Source organism: Planococcus plakortidis, from assembly GCF_001687605.2.
Classification (GTDB): domain Bacteria; phylum Bacillota; class Bacilli; order Bacillales_A; family Planococcaceae; genus Planococcus; species Planococcus plakortidis.
The window spans coordinates 2,559,707-2,584,676 of the sequence record NZ_CP016539.2 but is presented as its reverse complement, the minus strand read 5'-3'; the positions used below and the strand labels follow the sequence as shown (position 1 = coordinate 2,584,676).

Below are 24,970 nucleotides of genomic sequence, written 5' to 3'. Positions count from 1 at the left end.
CATCAAATCAATTGAATAGCAATCATGAAGGTGCTTATGTCTAAGAACATGAGTTAAAAGGGAAGCCGGTGCGATTCCGGCGCGGTCCCGCCACTGTATGTGAGAGCGAACTGCGACAAGCCACTGGGAAATCCCGGGAAGGCGCAGCGAGCGACGATCACAAGCCAGGAGACCTGCCTTCATGAACACCGAATCGAAAGCTTGCGAGGACAGGCTGGACGCGCTTGTTTTGCGAACCGTCCTGTAAGTCCCCCGCAGTTTCACTGCAGGGGACTTTTTTTATGAAATGTGGAAGCGGCTGTTATGCCTCGACAGGCGTAAGACGGATGGCCGAAGCGGCGCTTTTCAGCCGCATAGGGCAGTCGGCTTATGACCCCGAGCGAGCGCTTAGTAGGGATAATACAAAACATCAGGAGGAAAAGACATGAAAAACAGATGGAAATTCGGGACAGCTGCAGGAATAGCTGCCATTGTACTGGCTGGATGCGGCGACGGTGCGGCGCCTGTCGAAGAGCAAGATGTAGAAACACCGGCTGAACCGCCGTCGGAAGTAGCGGAAGCGGAATTTCCGGTCACCTTAGTCGATGCAATGGGCGATGAAGTGGTCATCGAAGAAGAACCGGAATCATTCGTTTCGATGATTCCTTCTAATACGGAAATCGCCTACGAACTCGGTTTGGGAGACAAAATGGTCGGCGTTTCGGATTTCGACAATTACCCGGAAGAAGTAGCGGATCTTGAAAAGATCGGTGGCCAGGAATTCAATGTGGAGAAAATCATCAGCCTGCAGCCGGATGTCGTTTTGGCCCATGAATCAGGGCTCGGCATGGGAACTGAAGGATATCAGCAGTTGCGTGATGCCGGATTGAATGTCTTTGTCGTGGAAAACGCAGAAACATTTGATGAAGTATATGAAACGATTTCGGTCATCGGCCAAGTGTCAGGCGCAGTGGAAGCGGCAGACGGGTTGATTGAAGAAATGGAAGCGCAAGTCGCGGAAGTGGAAGAACTGGCGGCTGGTGTCGATGAATCCAAATCGGTCTTTGTGGAGATCGGCAGCGAACCGGAACTTTATACAGCCGGAACGGGTACGTTCATCCATGAAATGCTGACAATGATCCAAGCGGAAAATGTAGCAGGAGGCGAGGAAGGGTGGATCAGCATGGATCCGGAAGCGGTCGTTGCGGCCAACCCTGAAATCATCATCACCACAGAAGGCGGCTATATCGAAAATGCTGCTGAACTGATCAAAGAGCGCAGCGGCTATGCAGATGTGACGGCCGTGCAGGAAGATGCCGTCCATGAATTGAATCCGGATACCGTCACGCGCCCAGGCCCGCGTTTGACGGAAGGCTTGATGACGATGGCAGAGTTGATTTATCCGGAGACCTTCAGTGAGTAAATCTGCACTCGCCTATCTGGTCTCCCTGATTTTATTGGCCGGGGCGATGGTACTTGGCGTGACGGTCGGGACGGTGCCGATTTCACCGGCGGTCATCTGGAATCCTTCTTCAGACGAAGCCGCAGCGAACATTTTATGGAATATCCGCATGCCACGCGTAGTGCTTGCGGGACTGGTCGGTGCGGCACTTGCGATTGCGGGCGCAGCTTTTCAGGGCTTGCTGAAAAATCCGCTCGCTGATCCTTATACTTTGGGAGTGTCGTCCGGTGCCGCTGTCGGTGCCGTGATGACGCTTTTTTTCGGCATCTCCATTCCGTTTCTCGGCCTGTTCACCTTGCCGGTCATCAGCATGATCGGCGCATTGATCACGATGCTCGCCGTCATGGGCTTTGCGCGGCTTGTTGACCGGTCGATGAAGATGGAGACGGTCATTTTAACCGGTATCATCTTCAGTTCATTCCTCGGGTCGATCATGTCCTTGATGATCGCATTGACCGGCGAAGAGCTCCGGCAGATCATCGGTTGGCTACTCGGCAGCGTGTCGATGCGAGGCTGGCCTTATGTACAGATGGCTTTGCCGTTCGTATTGGCCGGTTCATTCGTCTTATGGCTCTACCGCAGGGAATTAAATGCCATGCTGTTCGGGGAAGAGCGCGCACAGCATCTGGGCGTGGACGTCAAGAGGAGCAAGATGGCGATTTTGATCGGCGGCTCGGTCCTGACCGGAACTGCCGTCGCAGTATCCGGGACGATCGGCTTTGTCGGCTTGGTCGTCCCGCACATGACACGTCTCGTCTGGGGTTCTGACCACCGGCATGTGCTGCCCTTATCGTTCATCAATGGAGCCGCGCTATTGATTATTTGCGACCTGGTGGCGCGGACGATTATCTCGCCGACCGAATTGCCGATCGGGGTCATCACCGCATTCATCGGGGCGCCGGTCTTTGCATTCATCTTTTTCCGCCAGCGCAGAGGAGGGCTTTAAATGTTGCAAATCGAAAATCTATCAGGCGGCTACGGCGATAAAAAAATCGTCGACCGCATTTCATTCGGTGTCGGAAAAGGCCGCATGCTCGGCATACTCGGGCCGAACGGCAGCGGGAAATCCACGTTGATGAAATTGATCAGCGGCGTCTTGGGGTCGACAGCCGGCGTGGTCCGGATAGGCGGCAGGGCGCTCGACGATTTCCCGGCCAAGGAATTGGCCCGCAAGATGGCGGTCTTGCCGCAGCTTCATGCGCATGCTTTTTCACATACTGTCCGCGAAACGGTTTCTCTCGGCAGGTACCCTCACCAAAGCGGATGGTTTTCCTCATGGTCCGCGGAAGATGAAGCGGCCGTCCAGGAAGCGATGCAGCTGATGAACATCAGCCACTACGAATCGACCTTGCTTGAGGAGATGTCTGGCGGCGAGCAGCAGCGCGTCTTCGTGGCGCAGGCATTGGCGCAAAACGCTGAGGTCCTGCTTCTTGATGAGCCGACCAACCACCTTGACATCAACCATCAAAAAGAATTATTGGATACGATCAAAAGGCAGGCCATCGAAAAAGAATTGACAGTTGTCTCGATTTTTCATGATATCAACTTGGCATCGATGTATTGCGACGAACTTTTATTGATGGACGAAGGAAGCATCGTCCGGAAAGGGGAGCCTCACGAAGTCGTCCGGACACATGACGTCGAGTCTGTCTATCGGACGCGTGTCAGCAACCATCCCCATCCAGAGCTGCCGAAGCCGCAGATCACTCTTTTGCCAAACGTACGGAGAAAAACACCAGGTCAGAAAGTGAGAGCCGGCGATTTTCTCATCACGCCGGAATTCGTCGCTTATCAGAGCGAGCTTCCGCTGAAGACGGTTTCCTCTGCAGTTGTCAATGCAGGCTCGGGCTGGTTCCGCAATTTCCTCAACCGCCGCGTCGACGCCACCTATAATATCGACAATAGTTACGTGGAAATGGTCGCTTATATCGAAGACAGCGGGTTGAAAGCGACGGATACGGTGGCGATGATGACAGCTGTGCGTACTGAGCATGCCATTGTCCGTGAATACAAAGCTGATTTCGGCAGCATCGTCGTGGCGGTGACGGCCGGTGTCGGCAACGGCGTTGATGTATCGCAGGCCGTGGCGCGTGAGCAGCGCGTCGGCACGATCAATACGTGGATCATGGTGAACGGCATTCTGTCGGATGAAGCGTTCATTCAAGCGATGATCACTGCGACTGAAGCCAAAACGAAAGCTTTGCAGCATGAAGAAGTCATCGATCCCTTGACCGGGACGATCGCGACGGGCACCTCAACCGATAGCTGCCTGGTCGCCGCGACGCAGCAGGGGGAAGCGTTGCCGTATGCTGGCCCGATCACCGAAGTCGGGAAGCTGATCGGCGCGGGTGTCTTCGAATGTACAGTCGAAGCGATCCATCTGTATCGCGAGGCGAAGAAAGCATGATCCACTATGTGCTGGCAATTGGCATCGGCCTATTGCTCGACCGGCTGATCGGGGATCCGCCGACATGGCCGCATCCCGTTCGCTGGATCGGTTCATTGATCAATAGGCTGAAAAGCCGCCTGAATGTGCCGCAGCATGCGTTTCGCAATGGCTTCATCATGCTTGCCATCGTGCTAGTGATTGTCGCTTCAACGACAATCTTCGCCGTCATGGCTGCCTATTCGCTCCATCCAGTGATCGGAATTTTGGCCGAAGCGCTGTTAATCGCTGCCGGCTTGTCCCAGAAAAGCTTGAAGCAGGCAGCGGAAGATGTCTATGCACCGCTTGTCCAAGGTGATTTAGCCCTCGCCCGGAACAAGCTGTCATGGATTGTCGGGCGAGACACGGAATCTTTGGGAGAAAGCGAAATTACTCGCGGTGTCGTCGAAACGGTTTCCGAAAATACAAGCGATGGCATTACCGCTCCGATGTTTTGGGCGCTATTGTTCGGCGCGCCGGGATTGTGGATCTACAAAGCGGTCAATACATGCGATTCGATGGTCGGCTATAGGAACGAGGAATTCCGAGATTTCGGTTTTGCCTCTGCCAAATTCGACGATGTGTTGAATTACGTACCGAGCCGGGTGACCGGATTATTGATTGTGCTATTCACCCGAAATGACAGCGGCATGCCGCTGAAAAACCGCCTTTCCATTTGGTTGCGCGATGCCCGGAAGCATCCAAGCCCGAACAGCGGCTGGCTGGAAGCGGCAACGGCCGTGCAGCTTGGCATCGAACTTGGGGGTTTCAACTCCTATGGCGGTGTCCGGTCGATCCGCGCCAAAATGGGCGAACCGCTAGTCAAACTTGAAGCAAAACACATCAAAAGCGCCATCAGCCAGATGGATATTGCCGCGATCAGTTTTTTCGCACTGATTGCAATAGGGGGAATCCTGCTTGAATTTGCCTGAACACGGAGCCAATCCTCACCGCCTGTATGAACAGGCTGGCGTGAAGCAACCTGAAGATGTGATCGATTTCAGCGAAAACGTCCATCCGTTCGGACCGCCTGCTTTTTTAAAAGAGCAATGGGCAGATTTTTACGATTTGTTGTCTTCGTACCCGGACCCGCAAGCGGAACCGTTCCGTTCGGCAGCGGCCGGCTACCACGGCGTTTTAAAAGAACAAGTCGCTGCCGGAAATGGCGCTGCGGAAATCTTTACCTGGCTTGCAAAGCGATACCGAGGCAAACGGGTAATGCTGGTGGAACCGGCGTTTTCTGAATACCGGAGCACTTTGGAATCTGAAAAAGTTCATATATTGGAAATCGATTTAACGCCCGAAAATGATTGGCAATTGCAACTGGTAGACGTGCAAGAACAGGTGGCAAATTGCGATGCATTTTATTTGTGCAATCCGCATAATCCGACGGGTCGTCTAATGGACTTGGCACAACTCGAAGAAATAGCCGCATTGTGCACAGGAAAATGTGAATTGGTCATCGATGAAGCATTTATCGATTTTATCGGTGAACACGCTTCGTTCATTCCGCTGTTGACACGCTACCCGCATGTCATCGTCGTTCGATCGATGACGAAGATGTATGCGCTTGCGGGTCTTCGGCTCGGCTACGTCATTGCCGAGTCCAGTATCATCCAGCAATTGACAGGCTCCGCAGCCCATTGGAATGTCAATGGTTTGGCAGCGGCGGCGGGGGCGCGTTGTTTTTCGGAAAAGGCGTACCGCGCGCAGATTATTGCTGCGGCGGCCGATGAACGCGCAAAAATGGAAGCGTACCTGGAGTCGATGGGCTGCCCATCCGTGGCATCAGTCGCTAACTTCCTATGTTTTCAATTGCCCGATCCGTCGCGTTCAGGGCCTTTTTTCCATGCGATGCTGGAAGCCGGGATCGTCTTGCGCCATACCCATTCATTTAAAGGGATGGACGGCGAATGGTTCCGCATCGGCATGAAGGGCGCTTCGGCAATGGAGCGGCTGAGAAAGGAGATGCATCGATGGTTCGAAAACAATTAACATTCATCTCGGGAGGCGTGCGCAGCGGCAAAAGTGCATATGCTGAGATGCTTGTAAGAGAGGCGCATTCAGAACGGAGAGTATATATTGCAAGCGGGGTCGCCCATGACAGGGAAATGGCCGTCCGTATCGCGCGCCATCGCAAGGACCGTGCACAAGATGGCTGGTGGACGATCGAACAGCCTCAGCAATTATCCGAAGCATTGCCGCTCATCCGGCAAAATGACGCGGTGCTGTGGGATTGCGTCACGACATGGCTTGCGAATGAATTATATGAAGGTTTTGAGCATGGCAGTTTATGCGCAGATACGCCCGGCTGCATGGAAAAGAAATGGCGGGAACTGAAAAAAACCATCGATTCGATCCGTGCGAAAGCTGTTTATTTCGCCATCGTTTCCAATGAAATACTGGATGAGCCGTTAATGGATCTTGTATATCAGGAATGGCTCGGAAAGATTCACCAATGGCTCGCAAGCTGTGCGGACGAAGCGATTGAAATGGAAAATGGCCTTGCCATTCGGCGGAAGTGAAGGTAGGGCGGATGGCGAATCGGACATTTGAAGGCCTGTTGCTCGCATTTCAATTTTTTTCATCCATTCCGGTGCATAAAGAAATCGCTATGAAAAAGCCACAAGTGACAGCGATGTACAGCTTGTTGCCCGTGATCGGCCTGGTGATGGGGGGCGCTGCTTCAGCGACGGCCTGGCTTTTGCGGGACGCCACAGATATCGGCCCGTTATTGATTGCGTTTGTGATCGCTTCATCGCTCTGGGCGATGACAGGAGGATTGCACCTGGACGGATTGGCGGATACTGGCGATGCCTATTTTTCCTACCGGAGCAAGGCCAGGCGCCTTGAAATCATGGGAGACCCGCGGATTGGCGCATTCGGGGCGATGGTGCTGATTTTTGCGATTGTAGGAAAGATCATAGTGTTTGCGGAACTGATCCCATATGTTTCACTGATTGCCCTTGCCGCTGTGCCGGTCGTCAGCCGGATCGGGCTCTCGGTTTTATCAGCCACTGCAAAGCCGGCAAAAACAGAAGGGCTCGCGGCTTATTTCCAGCGTCTGATCGACCGTAGAAGACTAATGTCCGCATTGTCCGCCTGGTCGCTGCTTGTGCTTGCCATCGTGTTTACGTTCTGTGGATGGGCAGTGGCACTCGCCTTTTTAATTGCTGCGATCATTGCGACAATCGGCTATAAAAAATGGTGCGACAAGAATTTCGGCGGTGTAACGGGCGATTTGCTTGGGGCATACGCAGAAGGGATGGAGCTATTATTATGGGGAATGCTTTTGTTCTTCGTCTGATCCGCCATGCGCCGACCGCGGGCAATATGCGGAAGGCCTATATCGGCTGGACCGATGAACCGATTTTGCCGTTCGAAGCAATGCCCGATCACGGCACACGGTTCGTATGGGGCAGTGATTTGCTGCGCTGCAGGCAAACGGCGCATTTCCTGTTCCCGGACGCCCATTATGAAGCGACTGCCGACTGGCGGGAATTGAATTTCGGGGAATGGGAAGAAATGACATATGGCGATTTGGAATACAATGAACGTTACCGTAAGTGGATTGATGCCCTCGAGACAATAAAGCCGCCGGGCGGTGAGAGTTTGCAGCAATTGGCCGAACGGGTTGACCGGGCAATAGATGCTTTTTCCGAAACGGGAAATTTTACGGTCGTCACTCACGGCGGGCCGATCCGCTATATCCTGTCAAAAGCAAGCGGACAGCAATTCTTTTCCCAGCAAGCAGCACATGGGCATTGCTATACCGTCATTTGGGCCAGCAAGTCGGCGTATAAGGAGGGCGATCCATGCATATCGTATTCGGTGGAGCCTTTAACGGCAAGCGCAAGTATGTAAAAGAACAGATGAATCCGGAATTGGGCAGATGGCTCGAAGGTGAACTGCCGGCTCCGGGTGAGCCCGCGGTGATCGCGGGATTGGAGCAATGGATCCGCAAGCAGCTGGAACGGCAATGCCCTGAACAGGAAATAGTTGCGGCAATCCGCGGACTGGCGGAAAGTGCAGGCGAACGCATCTGGATATTGACCGACATCAGCCGCGGCATCGTGCCAATCGATCCGCTTGAACGCGAATGGCGTGATGTTACAGGGCGAAGCTATCAATATTTATTCGGCAAGGCGCAACACATCACGCGCATTTGGTACGGTATTCCGCAAACAATCAAAGGAGATGGTCGAGATGAATATATACACGAAAACCGGGGATAAAGGACAGACAGGATTGATCGGGGGCGGACAGACAAAGACGATCCGCGCGTGGAAGCATACGGCACGATCGATGAGGTGAATTCTTTTATCGGAAAAGCGATGACAGAACTTGATCGGGCTGTGTTTGCCGATCTATTGGAAGATTTGCAGACAATCCAAAATGAGCTGTTCGATTGCGGCGGTGATTTGGCTGATGTCCGCAACACGCCACAGTATAAAACAAATGAGGAATCGGTCGAACAATTGGAACGGCGCATCGATGTATTGATGGACGAACCGCCACTTCTTGAGCGTTTCATCCTTCCCGGAGGCACGCCCGCAGCAGCGACTTTGCATATCGCGCGCACGATTACACGCCGTGCGGAACGCCAGACCGTAAGCTTGTCAAAAGCCGGCGAAGAATTCCCTGCGGTCATCCAGCGCTATTTGAACCGCTTGTCCGATTATCTTTTCGCCGCTGCACGTGTTGCCAATTCACGCATGGATGTAGCGGACAATGAATATGTGCGCAGCGCCAAAGTATTCAAGGATGGCGGGCGCTCGAAAAAACGGGAGGAATGACAGTGAAAACGCAGCAGATCGCTTTGGCCGCTGTTTTCATCAGTTTGTCCGCAATCGGCGGCATGGTTAAAATTCCGCTTGGCATCGCTTCGATTGCGCTCGACGCGATGCCGGCACTCGTTGCCGCGCTGTTTCTCGCAGCACCGCTTGCCGGATTGATCGCCGCGGCGGGCCACCTGTTATCGGCTTTATTCGGCGGCATGCCCCTCGGCCCGTTTCATTTATTGATTGCGCTTGAAATGTTTGCGGCCGTCTGGTTGTTTGCGAAGCTGCATCGCAGCGGCAGGAATTGGTTGAAATGGGGGGCATTCATTATCGGGAACGGCGTGTTGGCGGCCATCCCGTTTTATTTCCTGCTATCTCCTGCGTTTTTCTACGCATCGGTTCCGGGTTTGCTGCTGGCCGCTTCGATGAATGCCGCAGTTGCCGCATTCATCGCCCCGTTTGTCACAGAAGCGGCTCGGAGGTTTGCTTGATGCGCAACGAATTGGTAATTGATGGCCTGGTCATCACGACGGACAATTCAGCGGCAATCGGGGAGAAGCCGCATGACATCGTGCATGTGCCGGATGAAGTCGCAGCGAAGTTCGCTGCGCGTGTCGCATTGGCTGAACAATGGGCGGCTGGGGGAGAAGCAATTGCCATCCTGCTCCATAATTTCAGCGGAGACCTGCAATGGCCCCGTTACGTCTCAGGAATCACGCAATTATTTTCCGGGCTCGACATGCCAGTGCCGCCAGTATCAGGAAGCACCGAAAGCAATATCGAGACCCTGCAATCGGCGCTGTCGGTAACGATCATCGGGCGCAAGCTTCGCGCCCTCGCCGATCCGCATGAACTTGCATGGTTCATCTACGGAGAGCCGCTCGCCGGGGAAGAGGTGATAAATCAGCCGGAGCGGATCGCCGATTTGCAAATCGTAAAGAACGCCCTCGACCGCGATCAAATCGAGCGCATCTGGCCGGTTGGGTCAGGGGGCATTGAACAGGAAGCGGAAAAGCTGTTCGGCCGCAGGATGCCGTTAGCCCAAGAAATTGATCTCACAACATCAGGCGGCCCTGCCACCTGCCTGTTTATCGGTGTCAGAATAGGCAAAGTGCCGGAAGCGAAACGCCTTTTCGGAAGGCATTTTCGCCCATTGACCCAATAGCAGTTCAGCCGCCAATGCAGCGGCTATTTTTTTGCATAAAAACCCAATGGGCACACGTGCATCAAGGAATGTCTCCCCGCGAGGGCAATCGCGCCGCTATTTTAGAATAGAGGCGCGAATTATTTAATACAGGCAGGAATGCAGGGGGCAGGTGTGGAATATCAGTTATTGGAAATTATATTTAGGCAGTGTGAAGATTTCTATTGACTGAATGCTCATTCACTTTTAAACTAGAACATAGTATCGACATTCTGCCGCAGTTCACGTAAACTTTGGGTTAGAATCGGGGATTTACATATTCAACAGGGGGGGACTACACGATGGAGTTTTTGCTCATCGCTAACTGGGTTTTATTTATACTTGTAACCGCTTACGCCGTTTACTTGTTCATCTACTTGCTGAAGTCGCGCTATGACTATATCAAGCTCGGCAAAAAAGTGGAATTTGAAGAAAACTTCAATGAACGGGTCCGCAAAGTGATGGTCAATGTGTTTGGACAGAAGAAATTATTGAAAGACAAAAAGAGCGGCGCGATACACGTGATGTTCTTCTATGGCTTCCTGCTCGTGCAGGCAAGTGCCATCGATTTCATCATCAAAGGCTTGTCGCCGGATTCGCATTTACCGCTCGGCCCATTGTATCCGGCATTCACCTTGTTCCAGGAATTCGTGACCTTGACGATCCTGGTCGCTGTCGTATGGGCATTCTACAGACGCTATATCGAGAAATTGGTCCGTTTGAAGCGCGGCTGGAAATCGGGGCTCGTCTTGATCTTCATTGGCGGCTTGATGGTCACGGTCCTTGTCGGGAACGGCATGAGCATGATCTGGCACGGCCACGAAGGAGCTTGGACAGAACCTGTCGCAAGCGTTATCGCAGCGGCATTCGCTTGGCTGCCGGAAACGGCTGCGGCGGCCATCTTCTATATCATGTGGTGGGCGCATCTATTGTTCCTATTGACGTTCTTGGTCTACGTCCCGCAATCGAAGCACGCGCACTTGATCTTCGGGCCGGTCAACACATGGTTCCACCGTTTGGATCATGTCGGCCGCCTGAAGCCGATCAATTTTGAGGATATGGAAGAAGAAAACGAAGAAGACCCTGACGCCATGCCGACATTCGGCGTCGGGAAAATCACCGATTTCACGCAAGCCCAGATGATCGATTTCTACGCTTGTGTGGAATGCGGGCGCTGCACGAATATGTGCCCGGCCACCGGAACCGGCAAAATGCTGTCACCAATGGATTTGATCACGAAACTCCGTGACAACCTGACCAATACGGGAGCTGTCATGACCCAGAAAAAACCGTGGGTGCCGGCAATGGCATTCGGCAATACGCAAGGCAACCAATTGGCGATGGCAGCTGGCGCTGAAGGCGCGGTCATCGAGGATATCTACAGCCCGAGCTTGATCGGCGACGTCATCACGGAAGAGGAAATCTGGGCTTGTACGACATGCCGCAACTGTGAAGACCAATGCCCGGTCATGAACGAGCACGTCGACAAAATCATCGACCTTCGCCGTTACCTTGTTATGACGGAAGGGAAAATGGATAAAGACGCACAGCGTGCAATGACCAACATCGAAAAGCAAGGCAATCCGTGGGGCCTTAACCGCAAGGAAAAAGAAAACTGGAGAGACGCTCGCCCGGATATCTCGATTCCGACGGTAAAAGAAGTCAGCAAAGCGGGAGAAGAGTTCGAGTACCTGTTCTGGGTCGGATCGATGGGTTCATTCGACAACCGATCACAGAAAATCGCGCTTTCCTTTGCACGCTTGATGAATGAAGCAGGCGTCAAATTCGCCATTCTCGGCAACAAAGAAAAGAACTCCGGCGATACGCCGCGCCGTCTCGGAAACGAATTCCTGTTCCAGGAGCTCGCGGCTGCCAATATCAAGGAATTCGAAAAAGCTGGCGTCACCAAGATCGTCACGATCGACCCGCATGCTTATAACATCTTCAAAAACGAATACCCGGATTTCGGCTTTGAAGCTGAGGTCTATCACCACACGGAAATGCTCTTTGACCTTGTGCAGCAAGGCAAACTGAAGCCGCAGCATGCAGTGAACGAGAAAATCACTTTCCACGATTCCTGCTACCTCGGCCGTTACAACGATGTCTACGATGCACCGCGTGAAATCTTGAAAGCGATCGAAGGCGTTGAACTCGTTGAAATGAAACGCAATCGCCAGGACGGCATGTGCTGTGGTGCAGGCGGCGGCTTGATGTGGATGGAAGAAGATGCCGGACACCGCGTCAACGTAGCCCGCACGGAGCAGGCGCTTGAAGTGAGCCCGACCATGATTTCATCCGGCTGCCCGTACTGCCTGACGATGCTGTCAGATGGAACGAAAGCGAAAGAAGTCGAAGAGCAAGTCGGCACCTATGATGTCTCTGAACTTCTCGAGATGGCAGTTCTCGGAAAAGACGCACCGCCAGTTGAGGAAATCGTTCAATAAATAGATTTGCCAACTGACAGAAAATTGAGTAGAATAACAGCATAGAGAAAAAAGAAGGGAGTGCTACACTCCCTTTTCTTATGTATTTAAGCCGAGCGAGCGTTCAGTCAACTAAGAAAAGCAAAACCAGCCGATCAGGTTCGATAGGCATAAGACGAACCGGCGAAGTGGCGCTCTTTGCCACACAGCCGGGACGGCTTATGACCCGAGAACCTGGCTGGAATTTGCTAGACACCAAGAAAAGCAAAACCAGCCGATCAGGTTCGACAGGCATAAGACGAACCGGCGAAGTGGCGCTCTTTGCCACACAGCCGGGACGGCTTATGACCCGAGAACCTGGCTGGAATTTGCTAGACACCAAGAAAAGCAAAACCAGCCGTTAGGGCTGAAAAAATTTTAGGCATTATGAAAACGGTTTCAAAAATTGAGGAGGAATTCAATATGGCAAAAACGGTCATCATCGACGGGGCACGCACAGCATTCGGGAAATTCGGCGGAGCACTCAGTTCATTCACCGCAAGCGACCTTGGGGCAGCGGCGATCAAGGAAGCACTCAATCGGGCGCAAGTAAATCCTGAAGATGTACAGGAAGTCATCATGGGGAACGTCCTGCAGGCAGGCCAAGGGCAGATCCCTTCCCGTCAAGCAGCCCATAAAGCCGGCATCCCTTATCATGTGAAATCCGAAACGATCAATAAAGTCTGTGCATCGGGCCTTCGTTCTGTCACGCTAGCAGACCAGATCATCCGCTTGGGAGACGAGGAATTGATCGTCGCAGGCGGCATGGAATCGATGTCGAACGCACCGTATTATTTGCCGAAAGCACGCTTCGGCCTGCGCATGGGCGATTCACAAGTCATTGACGGCATGGTCCACGACGGCCTGTCGTGCTCATTCCATCCGGACAAAGTGCATATGGGCACCTACGGCAACTCGACAGCGGAAGAATTCGAATTGACACGTGAACGGCAAGACGAATGGTCAGCACGCTCGCATGAACGCGCATTGAAATCACGCGCTCATTTCGCAGAGGAAATTACGCCGATCGAAGTGCCGCAGCGTAAAGGCGACCCGGTCATCGTCGACCAGGATGAAGCGCCGCGTGAAGGGACAACTACAGAAGTGCTGGCGAAACTCCGTCCGGCATTCGGAAAAGACGGAACGATCACAGCCGGGAACGCACCGGGCATCAATGACGGGGCTGCAGCACTTGTGTTGATGAGCGAAGAACGCGCCCAAAAAGACGGGAAATCCGTATTGGCCCATGTAATCGCACACACAGAAGTTGCGGTCGAGCCGCATCGTTTCCCGGAAACACCAGGAATCGTCATCAACGATTTACTGAAGAAAACAGGCAAAACATTGGAAGAAATCGATTTGTTTGAAATCAACGAGGCATTCGCTGCCGTGGCGCTCGCAAGTTCGAAAATTGCGGGGCTAGATGAAGAGAAAGTCAACGTCAACGGCGGGTCCGTCGCACTTGGCCACCCAATCGGGGCAAGCGGGGCGCGCATTATCTTGACGCTCGCTTACGAATTGAAACGCCGCGGAGGCGGCATCGGGATTGCCGCAATCTGTTCAGGCGGCGGGCAAGGCGATGCAGTGATGATCGAAGTACCGAAGGAGGAAAACTAAACATGTCTATCCAAAACGTCATGGTCATCGGAGCCGGCCAAATGGGCTCCGGTATTGCGCAAGTCTGCGCACAAGCTGGATTTAACGTAAAACTGAACGATATGAAACAAGAAGCCTATGATCGCGGCATCGCGAACATCACGAAAAACCTATCACGTAATGTCGAAAAAGGGCGCATGACAGAAGATGAGAAATCGCAAGTGCTCGGACGCATCCAGTCTTCGTTGGACCTGAAAGATGCACACGATGTCGACATCGTCATCGAAGCGGCTGTCGAGAACATGGAAATCAAATCGACGATCTTCAAGACTTTGGATGAAGTGGCGCCAAAGCACGCCATTCTTGCATCGAACACTTCTTCGCTTCCAATCACGGAAATCGCAGCGGCGACCACCCGTCCGGAACAAGTCATCGGCATGCATTTCATGAACCCGGTACCGGTCATGAAATTGGTCGAAATCATCCGCGGCCTGGCGACAACCGACGAAGTGTACCAGGCAGTCGAAGACATGACGGTGAAATTGTCGAAAACGCCAGTCGAAGTGAACGACTTCCCTGGATTCGTCTCGAACCGCATCTTGATGCCGATGATCAACGAAGCGATCTTCACGCTTCAAGAGGGTGTCGCAACGAAAGAAGCGATCGACGAAGTGATGAAGCTCGGCATGAACCATCCGATGGGGCCGCTCCAATTGGCTGATTTCATCGGCCTGGATACTTGCCTTTACATCATGGAAGTCCTGCATGACGGTTTCGGCGACAGCAAATACCGTCCAAGCCCGCTCCTGCGCCAATACGTGAAAGCCGGCTGGCTCGGCAAAAAGACCGGACGCGGTTTCTACGAATACAACTAAGACCTAGGAGGAGCCTTAATGGACCTGCATTTTACAGATGAACAATTAATGATGCGCAATATGGTGCGCGATTTTTCTAAAGAGGAAATCATGCCTTTTATCGAACGCATGGAAGAAGGCGAATTCCCGACAGAAATCATCAAGAAGATGGGCGGCCTCGGTTTGATGGGCATCACCGCTCCTGAAAAATACGGCGGCTCGGAAATGGATTTCACATCCTATATCACAGCCATCCACGAACTGTCGAAAGCAAGCGGCGTCATCGGCGTCATCCTGTCGGTCCACACATCGGTCGGCACAAACCCGATCATGAATTTCGGGACCGAAGAGCAAATCGCCAAATACGTGCCGAAGCTAGCGAGCGGCGAGTACTTGGGCGCATTCTGCCTGACAGAGCCATCTGCCGGGTCCGACGCGGCGGGATTGAAGACAAAAGCCGTGAAAAACGGTGACCATTATGTAGTCAATGGCTCGAAAGTATTCATCACGAACGGCGGCGAAGCCGATACATACATCGTTTTCGCCTCCACAAATCCCGAAGCCGGAGCCCGCGGCGTTTCAGCGTTCATCGTTGAAAAGGATTTCCCCGGGCTGGTCATCGGGAAAGACGAGAAGAAAATGGGGCTTCACGGTTCCCGTACAGTGCAATTGACCTTCGATAATATGAAAGTGCCGGCAGAGAACCTGCTCGGCGAAGAAGGCAAAGGTTTCTCGATCGCCATGGCGAACTTGAATGCAGGCCGCATCGGCATCGCCGCGCAAGCGCTTGGCATCGCAGAAGCAGCTTACGAATATGCGGTCGCTTATGCCAAAGAACGCGAGCAATTCGGCAAGCCGATCGCCCAGCAGCAAGGCATCGGATTCAAGCTTGCCGATATGGCGACTCAAGTCGAAGCGGCTAAATTGCTCGTCTATAACGCAGCCGATATGTACGCTAAAGGCATCGAGTGCAATAAGGAATCGTCAATGGCGAAGTTGTTCGCTTCAAAAGCGGCGATGGATATCACGACAGAAGCTATCCAAGTTTACGGCGGCTACGGCTACACGAAAGAATATCCGGTCGAGCGTTTGTTCCGCGACGCAAAAGTGACCGAAATCTATGAAGGCACAAGTGAGATCCAACGCATCGTCATCAGCAAACAACTACTAAAATAATTGGGGGAAATTAAACAATGAACTTTCAACTATCTGAAGAACATAAAATGATCCGTAAAATGGTTCGCGACTTCGCGAAAAACGAAGTGGCGCCGACAGCAGAACAGCGTGACGAAGAAGAAAGCTTCGACATGAAAATCTTCCACCAAATGGCAGAGCTCGGCCTGACTGGTATTCCATGGCCGGAAGAATACGGCGGAATCGGTTCCGATTACTTGGCATACTGCATCGCGGTTGAAGAATTGTCCCGCGTGGACGGTTCAGTGGGCGTTATCCTATCTGCCCACACATCGCTTGCGGGATGGCCGGTGTATACATTCGGAACGGAAGAGCAAAAGCAGAAATACTTGCGCCCGATGGCTGAAGGATCGAAAGTCGGCGCATACGGCTTGACTGAACCGGCTTCAGGTTCAGATGCAGGAAGCATGAAGACGACTGCCAAAGAAGACGGTGACCATTACGTCTTGAACGGATCGAAAATCTTCATCACGAACGGCGGCATCGCGGACATCTATGTCGTCTTCGCGGTAACGGATCCGGAATCGAAGCATAAAGGCACAACCGCATTTATTGTCGAGAAAGATTTCGAAGGCTTCTCTGTCGGCAAGAAAGAGAAAAAACTCGGAATCCGTTCAAGCCCGACGACGGAAATCATCTTCGACAACTGCCGCGTGCCAAAAGAAAACGTGCTTGGCGAACTTGGCCAAGGCTTCAAGATCGCAATGCAGACGCTTGACGGCGGCCGCAACGGAATCGCAGCCCAGGCTGTCGGAATCGCTCAAGGCGCAATGGACGCAGCGGTCGATTACGCGAAAGAGCGCGAGCAATTCGGCAAGCCGATTGCAGCGAACCAAGGCATTTCCTTCAAGCTTGCCGACATGGCAACATCGATCGAGGCGTCACGCCTATTGACGTACCAAGCAGCTTGGCTCGAGTCGAACAAACTGTCCTACAGCAAAGAGTCGGCCATGGCGAAATTGATGGCCGGTGATACGGCGATGAAAGTGACGACAGAAGCGGTCCAGGTCTTCGGCGGCTACGGCTACACGAAAGACTACCCGGTTGAGCGTTTCATGCGCGATGCGAAAATCACGCAAATCTATGAAGGCACACAGGAAATCCAGCGTTTGGTCATTTCCCGTATGGTCACGAAATAAACGGAGGGTCGGCCTATGGCGAAAAAGCGTGAAATTCAGTCCTCCGTGAAAGACGAAAGCCTGATTGAAAAGCGCCGTGAACAGATGATCCGCGGCGCTGTCACGCTTTTTAAGGAAAAGGGCTTTCACCGGACGACGACGAGGGAAATTGCAAAAGCAGCCGGTTTCAGCATCGGCACATTATATGAATACATCCGCACCAAAGAAGACGTGCTCTATCTTGTGTGCGACTCGATCTATGACGAAGTCAACGCACGGCTCGACCGGCTGGATTTGGAGGAAGGGTCGCTCGAGACGCTGGTCAAAGCACTCGAGCAATACTATACATTGATCGACGATATGCAAGATGAATTTGTCGTCATGTACCAGGAATCCAAATCCTTGCCGAAAGACGCGCTGCGTTACGTGCTGAACAAGGAAATCGAAATGACGGCCTTGTTCGAGCGGCTTCTGTCGAAATGCGCTGCGTCAGGGGAATTGTCGCTGTCGCAAAAGGAAATCGTCCTGGCTTCCCATCATTTGTTCGTGCAAGGGCAGATGTGGGCGTTCAGGCGCTGGGCGCTGGATGATTTCACTATTGGGGAATTTATCGAAATGCAAACGAAGTTTCTGCTGCAGGGGATGGCAGGGGAGAAAATCACCATACAGGGGGCTTGACCATAATGGCTACTATACAGGAAAACACTACTTATCAGCCGAAGCACCATATCCGGTTCGTCACGGCATCGAGTCTTTTCGATGGCCACGATGCATCGATCAATATCATGCGCCGGATCTTGCAGGCAAATGGCGTCGAAGTAATCCACCTCGGGCATAACCGTTCCGTGGAGGAAGTCGTCAATGCGGCAATCCAGGAAGATGTCCAGGGAATCGCGATTTCTTCTTACCAAGGCGGCCACGTGGAATATTTCAAATACATGTACGACTTGCTCCAAGAGCGCGGGGCAGGGCATATCCGCATTTACGGCGGCGGCGGAGGGGTCATCTTGCCGCGTGAAATCCGTGAACTCGAAGATTACGGAATTGCCGGCATCTTCTCTCCTGAAGACGGCCGCAAAAAGGGCTTGCAGGGCATGATCGCGGAAATCGTGGAGGAATGCGATTTTTCGACGGCGAAAGAAGATGTATCGCTGGATGGGTTATCGGCTGAAAACCCGGTGGCGCTAGCCAACATCATCACGACAGCCGAAGAAGCGCATACGCGAAATCTCGATACGGGCGACTTGATGAAAGCGGTCCGCGAAAAATCGAAAAACACGCCGGTTCTCGGGATTACCGGAACAGGCGGGGCCGGGAAAAGCTCCCTGACGGATGAATTGATCCGCCGCTTCCTGACTGAGCTTCCCGACAAGAAAATCGCTATCCTGTCGATCGACCCGACAAAACAAAAGACGGGCGGGGCACTTCTTGGCGACCGCATCCGCATGAACGCCATCTTCAATAAGCGCGTATTCATGAGAAGCCTGGCCACGCGTGGCTCCAGAACGGAATTATCCGCTGCGATCGGCGACGTCCTCGATGTCGTAAGAGCGGCAGGATTCGACTTGATCGTCGTGGAAACGAGCGGCATCGGGCAGGGCGATGCAGAGATCGCCGGCATTTCCGATGTGTCGATGTACGTCATGACCAGTGAATTCGGCGCGCCGACACAGCTCGAAAAAATCGACATGATCGATTACGCCGATTTGATTGTCATCAATAAATACGAGCGCAAAGGGTCGGAAGATGCATTGCGCCAAGTCCAAAAACAATACCAGCGCAGCCATCTCCTGTGGGATAACGATCTGGATGACATGCCGGTCTACGGCACGATCGCAAGCCAGTTTAACGACAAAGGCACCAATGCCCTGTTCGCAGCGCTCGTTGCGACCGTCAACAAGAAATGCGGCATGGACTGGGAAACGAGCTATGAAGCTTTCGCCAAGACGCAGAAAGAAAACCTCATCATCCCGAATGACCGCCGCTATTATTTGCGTGAAATTACGGATTCCGTTCGCGGTTACCATGCGAGAAGCGCAGAGCAGGCCGCATTCGCACGCCGTTTGTTCCAGCTCGAAGGCGCGATTGAAGAAGTCCGGAAAAACGCGCCGGATGATGCACTTGTCCAGTCCCTGGAATCGCTCGCACAAGGCGTGCGCGATGAACTGACGGCTGAATCGAAACGCATCCTCGATAACTGGAATTCCCTTCAGGAAGATTATGCGGGCGATGAATTGGTCACGAAAGTCCGTGACAAGGAACTTCGCACATTGCTGCGGACAGAAAGCTTGTCCGGCATCAAAGTGCCGAGAGTGGCCTTGCCGAAATTCAAGGATTACGGCGAAATCCTCCGCTGGGTCTATGCAGAAAACGTACCGGGCTCGTTCCCGTATACGGCAGGCGTCTTCCCGTTCAAACGCGCGGGTGAAGATCCAAAGCGCCAGTTTGCGGGAGAAGGCACGCCGGAACGCACGAACAGAAGATTCCATTACCTATCCAAAGGTGACGAAGCGAAACGCTTATCGACGGCATTCGATTCCGTCACGCTGTACGGCGAAGACCCGGATTACCGCCCGGACATCTACGGAAAGGTCGGGGAATCAGGCGTTTCCATCTGTACACTGGAAGACATGAAGAAATTGTATGACGGTTTTGACCTGTGTGCGCCGTCGACTTCCGTTTCGATGACAATCAACGGGCCGGCGCCGATCATCCTGGCGATGTTCATGAACACGGCCATCGACCAGCAAGTGAAAAAACGCGAAGAAGAACTCGGCCGCACATTGACGGTCGAAGAATTCACCGAAGTGCGTGAAGGGACGCTGCAAGTGGTCCGCGGAACAGTCCAAGCGGATATCCTGAAAGAGGACCAAGGGCAGAACACATGCATCTTCTCGACGGAATTCGCACTGCGCATGATGGGCGATATCCAGCAATACTTCATCGACCACAAAGTGCGCAATTACTACTCTGTGTCGATTTCGGGCTACCATATTGCAGAAGCTGGCGCGAACCCGATTTCCCAATTGGCGTTCACCTTGTCGAACGGCTTCACCTATGTTGAGTATTATTTAAGCCGCGGCATGCACATCGACGATTTCGCGCCGAACCTATCGTTCTTCTTCTCGAACGGTCTGGATCCGGAGTATACGGTCATCGGGCGCGTCGCTCGCCGCATTTGGGCAATTGTCATGCGCGATAAATACGGCGCAAACGAACGCAGCCAGAAACTGAAATACCACGTCCAGACATCGGGCCGAAGCCTCCATGCACAGGAAATCGATTTCAACGATATCCGTACGACTTTGCAAGCCTTGATGGCGCTTCAAGATAATTGCAACTCGCTTCATACGAACGCATATGACGAAGCGATCACGACGCCGACAGAAGAATCCGTACGCCGCGCGATGGCCATCCAGATGATCATTACGAAAGAGCACGGATTGTCGAAAAACGAAAACCCGCTGCAAGGCGCTTTCGTGGTCGAAGAATTGACGCAGCTTGTCGAAGAGGCTGTCTTGGCGGAATTCGACCGCATTAACGACCGCGGCGGAGTGCTGGGCGCGATGGAAACCCAATACCAGCGCGGCAAGATCCAGGAAGAATCCATGCATTACGAAATGAAGAAACATACCGGCGAATTGCCGATCATCGGGGTCAACACCTATTTGAACCCGAACCCGCAATCGGACGATGACATCAACGCGATGGAAATCGCCCGTGCAACGAAAGAAGAGAAAGAAACGCAAATCAACAACTTGCGCGCGTTCCAGGAGCGCAACCCTTCGGACGAAGCGTTAGAGCGCTTGAAGAAAGTCGCGAAAGAAGGCGGCAATATCTTCGAAGAACTGATGGAGACCGTCAAAGTCGCAAGCCTTGGCCAGATCACCTCAGCCCTTTACGAAGTAGGCGGCCAGTACCGCAGAAATATGTAAGCTCCAATTCCCTTGCCTTTAACCGGGCAAGGGGATTTTTTTTGCTTGAGCATGAGCTTTCATTCGTGCTTAGCTAGACTGGGTGTGGAGAAGTGAGCGAGATGGGTGGTTCGTTGATTGTTTCATCACGAATGAGCCGCCTCCCGCAATGAGCCCATTCATCTGCTCGCAGGTGTGGGAGCAACGGTTTTTCTGCGATGCTTGAGCACGGGTTTGTGCGCGGTTCGGCTAATAGATTTCACTATACTTTGCATGCGAGGAAGTGTCGCTGTTAGTTGACTTCATCCGCGGGTGGCCACGCTTAGTTGGACCTGAAAATTTCAGATATGCTTTTTATCTGTTCAATTTGAATTTACGAAGTAGATTGAAGTTGTTGAAGCTTAATTCATAGAGAGACAAATTTCAATTCTTCTCTCATACTAGAGATGGAGCGAAAAGGGGCGACTCTGGAGGGATCAGGACGAGCTGAAGACCCTGGACTGAGCGCTAGCGAGGGAAGCGGCTGAAGCCGGCTCCCTCAGAAAGCGTCCCCTTGAAGCGCAATCTCTTCTACTTAGTATTTCCTACATCCAGTGCTCGACACATTTCATTCATCACAACAGCAACAAATGGAATCATCCGGCACTTCGGTCGATTTGGCGGTGCAAGTCCGTTATAATGAGAGAAGTTGAAACTCTAGAGAAAAGAGATGGATGACGCCATGCCCAAAGCTGCCCATTACGCCATTATCATAGTAGCGGTCGTGCTGCTTATTGTCCTGTACAACAGGGCGCTCGGCTCGATACCGTTTTTAATCCTGTCCGCCTACTTCTTCTATTTCGGGTGGGACCAGCTTATGCGCAGAAAAAAGAAATCCCGGTAGCGGACAGCAAGGACTTTGTATATAATGGATAGAGTTACGATACAAGAAGGGACGTGCACGAATGAACATCCGTGAATTAACGAAAGAAGAATTGCTAGAAGAGTCGTTCGTCGACTTAACATATGCCATTTTGGAAGAAACGAAAGAAACGAAAACTTTTTCAGAGCTTGTCGCTGAATTGCAGCAATTGATCGGCCTCTCCGAAGAAGAGATGAAAACGCATCTTGCCCAGTACTATACGGACATGAACATCGATGGCCGCTTCCTGATCCTTGGCGAAAACCGCTGGGGCCTTCGCGAGTGGTACCCGGTAGAACAGATTGAGGAAGAATCTGCACCGACGGTCAAAGCCCGCAAGAAAAAGAAATCGAAAACGGCAGACGATGATTTCGACGACTTGGACCTTGAACTCGAAGATGAATTGGACTTCGAAGACTTCGGCGAAGATGATGGCGACGTTTCTTCGGATGATGACGATGACGACGATGATGACGACGAAGCGTCTGTCAAAGCACCGGTCGTTGATCTGGATTACGATGCAGCCGATGACGATGACGATGTCGACGAAGTGGAAGATGTCGGCGTGCTCGTAGAAGACCTCGATGGCAATATCATCGATGAAGAAGACGACGAAGAAGATGAGGATGGGCTGAAGTAGTCTGAACTTTTTTTCACCTTGACGGAAACGGCTGTACAGGATAAGATTTTACTGGGCTCCTTAAAATAGGAGAGATGATTCGTATAGCTAACGCGCTCCCCCTGCATGCTTTGCAGGAGGGGCGCTTTTTATTTTTTTAGTGCTGCCAAAACGGCGGCAAATCACCCGTGCCATCCGCTCTTTTGGATGGCCGAAGCTTTTTCTGGCTGAACACGATTCGGGACTGCAAGTTGGAGAACGATCGCATTTCATTTCATTACTCGAGGAGGAAACAGAGCATGACAAAGTATATATTCGTAACAGGTGGCGTCGTTTCATCATTAGGGAAAGGCATCACGGCCGCTTCTCTTGGGCGCTTGCTGAAAAACCGCGGGCTTAGCGTCACGATCCAGAAATTCGACCCATACATCAATATTGACCCGGGCACGATGAGCCCTTACCAGCACGGAGAAGTATTCGTTACCGACGACGGCGCGGAAACGGATCTGGACCTTGGCCATTACGAGCGCTTCATCGATATCAACTTGAACAAGTATTCGAACGTGACGACGGGGAAAGTCTACTCGACGGTCATCCAGAAAGAGCGCCGGGGCGATTATTTGGGCGGAACGGTCCAAGTCATCCCGCATATCACGAATGAAATCAAGGACCGCTTATTGCGTGCGGCGAAAACAGCTCAAGCCGATGTGGTCATCACGGAAATCGGCGGAACGGTCGGCGACATCGAATCGCTGCCATTCCTCGAAGCGATCCGCCAAATGCGTTCGGACCTTGGCCGCGAAGAAGTCATGTACATCCACTGTACCTTGATCCCTTACCTCGGCGCTGCAAAAGAAATGAAAACGAAACCGACACAACACAGCGTAAAAGAATTACGCAGCCTTGGCATCCAGCCAAACTTGATCGTGGTGCGCACGGAATATCCAGTGCCTCAAGACATGAAAGACAAAATCGCGTTGTTCTGCGACATTAAATCCGAAGAAGTCATCGAGTCCCGCGATGTCGATGTCATTTATGAAATGCCGCTTCGTTTGCAGGAGCAGCACATGGACCAGATCGTACTGGATCACTTCGGCATCGAAGCACCGGAAGCGGATATGACAGAATGGAACGGCCTCGTCGAGAAAGTGAAATCCTTGAAGAAATCCGTGAAAATCGGTCTTGTCGGTAAATACGTGGAACTGCAGGATGCGTATATTTCCGTCGTGGAATCATTGAAACATGCCGGGTTCGCATTCGATTCAGATATTGAAGTGGACTGGATCAACGCAGAGCATGTCGATGCAGAGAACGTGGCTGAAACGCTCAAGGATTGCGACGGCATCCTCGTGCCAGGCGGCTTCGGCGACCGTGGCGTGGAAGGGAAGGTCCTTGCAACGCAATATGCACGCGAGAATAAGGTGCCGTTCTTCGGTATCTGCCTCGGCATGCAGCTCGCTTCTGTGGAATTCGCACGCAATATCATGAACTTGGACGGTGCGCATTCGTCTGAACTGGACCCGAAAACTTTGTATCCGGTCATCGATTTGCTGCCAGAGCAAAAAGACATCGAAGATTTGGGCGGCACATTGCGCCTTGGCTTGTACCCAGCGAAGCTCGATAAGACTTCGAAAGCGTATGAAGCATACGGGGAAGAGCTTGTGTACGAAAGACACCGCCATCGCTACGAGTTCAACAATGAATTCCGCGAGCAGTTCGAAAAAGCCGGCTTCAAGTTCACAGGCACGAGCCCTGATGGCCGCCTCGTCGAAATCGTCGAAGTCGAAGACCACCCATGGTTTGTCGCATGCCAGTTCCACCCGGAATTCATCTCGCGCCCGAACCGACCGCAACCATTGTTCCGCGAGTTTGTTCGCGCATCATTGGACAACCGGTAATCCACACATGAAAAGCCGCTTCATTTCCTGGAAGGCAGGCATCGAGTCAGATGGAAAAAGCCTTCCCTATTCCAGGGAAGGCTTTTTAACTGCTCGTCAATCCGCGAGCATTTCATCCATTGTTATTTTAACCGCGTGATAGGCATACAAAGCGCCAAGCCCATGGGGAATCACGATGCGCCCGCCGTCTTCGCCCGGCAGCAGGCCCTTGTCGATGTTCAGCGATAGAAAAGCGTGGGCCGCTTCATTGGCGTGGCTCTCAGCTGTCAGCATCGCAAAAGGAATGGAACGGCCAGCAAGTTCCTGCGCCAAGGAATCGCCTTCGTCTTTCCGGGCCAGTATCCATACCCGGTCGGCCGTCGACAATTCAGCGGCTGGGTCAAAGCGTACTGCGGATTCGAACATTTCAGGACCATTCAACGCAGCGGCTGCGACCGCTTCGAGTTCGCCGAAAGCAGCCAGATGGATGCGGCCTTCGCCGATGACGGCTTGCGCGAGAAGGCGCGCCGTATCCTCCAGGGCTTCCTCGTCTTTAGCGATGCGCTGGAACAAGCCGGTCAATTGTGTCGTCAATATTTTCAAAT

21 protein-coding genes, 1 pseudogene and 1 riboswitch are annotated in these 24,970 nt (G+C 52.6%); of the genes and pseudogenes, 21 read left to right on the top strand and 1 reads right to left on the bottom strand.

The features are described 5' to 3' along the window. Positions 1-11 precede the first annotated feature (11 nt). Positions 12-195: riboswitch (cobalamin riboswitch) on the top strand. Between the two features lie 229 nt (positions 196-424). From BBI15_RS12955 to BBI15_RS12855, 21 genes and pseudogenes are all read left to right on the top strand, one after another. After that, positions 425-1,402 carry an ABC transporter substrate-binding protein gene (locus BBI15_RS12955; RefSeq protein ID WP_068870116.1) on the top strand — a complete coding sequence of 326 codons (978 nt, stop codon included), beginning with the start codon at positions 425-427 and terminating at the stop codon, positions 1,400-1,402. Continuing rightward, on the top strand, positions 1,395-2,387 hold the full coding sequence (locus BBI15_RS12950; protein ID WP_068870114.1) for a FecCD family ABC transporter permease: 993 nt from the start codon (positions 1,395-1,397) through the stop codon (positions 2,385-2,387). The genes BBI15_RS12955 and BBI15_RS12950 overlap by 8 nt, the downstream gene beginning before the upstream one ends. After that, positions 2,388-3,848, top strand: coding sequence for an adenosylcobinamide amidohydrolase (locus BBI15_RS12945; protein ID WP_068870112.1), 1,461 nt, complete (start codon positions 2,388-2,390; stop codon positions 3,846-3,848). Beyond that, entirely contained in the window at positions 3,845-4,798 is a 954-nt protein-coding gene (gene cbiB, locus BBI15_RS12940; RefSeq protein WP_068870110.1) for an adenosylcobinamide-phosphate synthase CbiB, read from the top strand. The genes BBI15_RS12945 and cbiB overlap by 4 nt, the downstream gene beginning before the upstream one ends. Next, complete coding sequence (locus tag BBI15_RS12935) at positions 4,785-5,861, top strand: pyridoxal phosphate-dependent aminotransferase (protein WP_068870108.1); 1,077 nt, start codon at positions 4,785-4,787, stop codon at positions 5,859-5,861. Before cbiB ends, BBI15_RS12935 begins: the two co-directional genes overlap by 14 nt. After that, positions 5,843-6,391, top strand: a complete 549-nt coding sequence (locus BBI15_RS12930; RefSeq protein WP_068870106.1) for a bifunctional adenosylcobinamide kinase/adenosylcobinamide-phosphate guanylyltransferase — start codon at positions 5,843-5,845, stop codon at positions 6,389-6,391. Before BBI15_RS12935 ends, BBI15_RS12930 begins: the two co-directional genes overlap by 19 nt. 11 nt (positions 6,392-6,402) lie before the next feature. Next, positions 6,403-7,173 carry an adenosylcobinamide-GDP ribazoletransferase gene (gene cobS, locus BBI15_RS12925; RefSeq protein ID WP_068870104.1) on the top strand — a complete coding sequence of 257 codons (771 nt, stop codon included), beginning with the start codon at positions 6,403-6,405 and terminating at the stop codon, positions 7,171-7,173. Next, positions 7,146-7,730 carry a histidine phosphatase family protein gene (locus BBI15_RS12920; protein WP_068870103.1) on the top strand — a complete coding sequence of 195 codons (585 nt, stop codon included), beginning with the start codon at positions 7,146-7,148 and terminating at the stop codon, positions 7,728-7,730. The genes cobS and BBI15_RS12920 overlap by 28 nt, the downstream gene beginning before the upstream one ends. Further along, complete coding sequence (locus BBI15_RS12915; protein ID WP_068870102.1) at positions 7,682-8,101, top strand: bifunctional adenosylcobinamide kinase/adenosylcobinamide-phosphate guanylyltransferase; 420 nt, start codon at positions 7,682-7,684, stop codon at positions 8,099-8,101. The genes BBI15_RS12920 and BBI15_RS12915 overlap by 49 nt, the downstream gene beginning before the upstream one ends. Further along, a pseudogene (locus BBI15_RS12910) lies at positions 8,073-8,662 on the top strand (cob(I)yrinic acid a,c-diamide adenosyltransferase). The gene BBI15_RS12915 and the pseudogene BBI15_RS12910 overlap by 29 nt, the downstream one beginning before the upstream one ends. Before the next feature lie 2 nt (positions 8,663-8,664). Further along, positions 8,665-9,138: an ECF transporter S component gene (locus BBI15_RS12905; protein ID WP_068870100.1), complete on the top strand. Its 474-nt coding sequence runs from the start codon at positions 8,665-8,667 to the stop codon at positions 9,136-9,138. Beyond that, positions 9,138-9,812 (top strand): alpha-ribazole-5-phosphate synthase, encoded by a 675-nt coding sequence (locus BBI15_RS12900; protein WP_068870098.1) that lies wholly within the window; start codon positions 9,138-9,140, stop codon positions 9,810-9,812. The genes BBI15_RS12905 and BBI15_RS12900 overlap by 1 nt, the downstream gene beginning before the upstream one ends. A gap of 320 nt (positions 9,813-10,132) precedes the next feature. Then, positions 10,133-12,274 (top strand): (Fe-S)-binding protein, encoded by a 2,142-nt coding sequence (locus BBI15_RS12895; RefSeq protein WP_068870097.1) that lies wholly within the window; start codon positions 10,133-10,135, stop codon positions 12,272-12,274. A 441-nt stretch (positions 12,275-12,715) separates the two neighbouring features. Next, a complete protein-coding gene (locus tag BBI15_RS12890) occupies positions 12,716-13,909 on the top strand; it encodes an acetyl-CoA C-acetyltransferase (protein WP_068870095.1) in 1,194 nt (397 codons plus the stop codon). 2 nt (positions 13,910-13,911) lie between these two features. Beyond that, on the top strand, positions 13,912-14,763 hold the full coding sequence (locus tag BBI15_RS12885; RefSeq protein WP_068870093.1) for a 3-hydroxybutyryl-CoA dehydrogenase: 852 nt from the start codon (positions 13,912-13,914) through the stop codon (positions 14,761-14,763). Positions 14,764-14,781: 18 nt separating this feature from the next. Then, on the top strand, positions 14,782-15,918 hold the full coding sequence (locus BBI15_RS12880) for an acyl-CoA dehydrogenase (protein WP_068870091.1): 1,137 nt from the start codon (positions 14,782-14,784) through the stop codon (positions 15,916-15,918). A gap of 17 nt (positions 15,919-15,935) precedes the next feature. After that, positions 15,936-17,075 carry an acyl-CoA dehydrogenase gene (locus tag BBI15_RS12875; protein WP_068870089.1) on the top strand — a complete coding sequence of 380 codons (1,140 nt, stop codon included), beginning with the start codon at positions 15,936-15,938 and terminating at the stop codon, positions 17,073-17,075. Positions 17,076-17,090: 15 nt separating this feature from the next. Further along, complete coding sequence (locus BBI15_RS12870) at positions 17,091-17,732, top strand: TetR/AcrR family transcriptional regulator (protein ID WP_068870087.1); 642 nt, start codon at positions 17,091-17,093, stop codon at positions 17,730-17,732. 5 nt (positions 17,733-17,737) lie between these two features. Beyond that, positions 17,738-20,989: a fused isobutyryl-CoA mutase/GTPase IcmF gene (gene icmF, locus BBI15_RS12865; RefSeq protein ID WP_068870085.1), complete on the top strand. Its 3,252-nt coding sequence runs from the start codon at positions 17,738-17,740 to the stop codon at positions 20,987-20,989. A gap of 923 nt (positions 20,990-21,912) precedes the next feature. After that, positions 21,913-22,509, top strand: a complete 597-nt coding sequence (gene rpoE, locus BBI15_RS12860; RefSeq protein ID WP_068870083.1) for a DNA-directed RNA polymerase subunit delta — start codon at positions 21,913-21,915, stop codon at positions 22,507-22,509. A gap of 278 nt (positions 22,510-22,787) precedes the next feature. Beyond that, the gene (locus BBI15_RS12855; protein WP_068870081.1) at positions 22,788-24,386 is read left to right on the top strand and encodes a CTP synthase; all 1,599 of its coding nucleotides are present in this window, start codon (positions 22,788-22,790) and stop codon (positions 24,384-24,386) included. A gap of 96 nt (positions 24,387-24,482) precedes the next feature. Here the strand turns inward: BBI15_RS12855 and BBI15_RS12850 are convergent, their stop codons facing one another. Next, the gene (locus BBI15_RS12850) at positions 24,483-24,968 is read right to left on the bottom strand and encodes a DUF2529 family protein (protein ID WP_068870079.1); all 486 of its coding nucleotides are present in this window, start codon (positions 24,966-24,968) and stop codon (positions 24,483-24,485) included. Between the last annotated feature and the right edge of the window lie 2 nt (positions 24,969-24,970).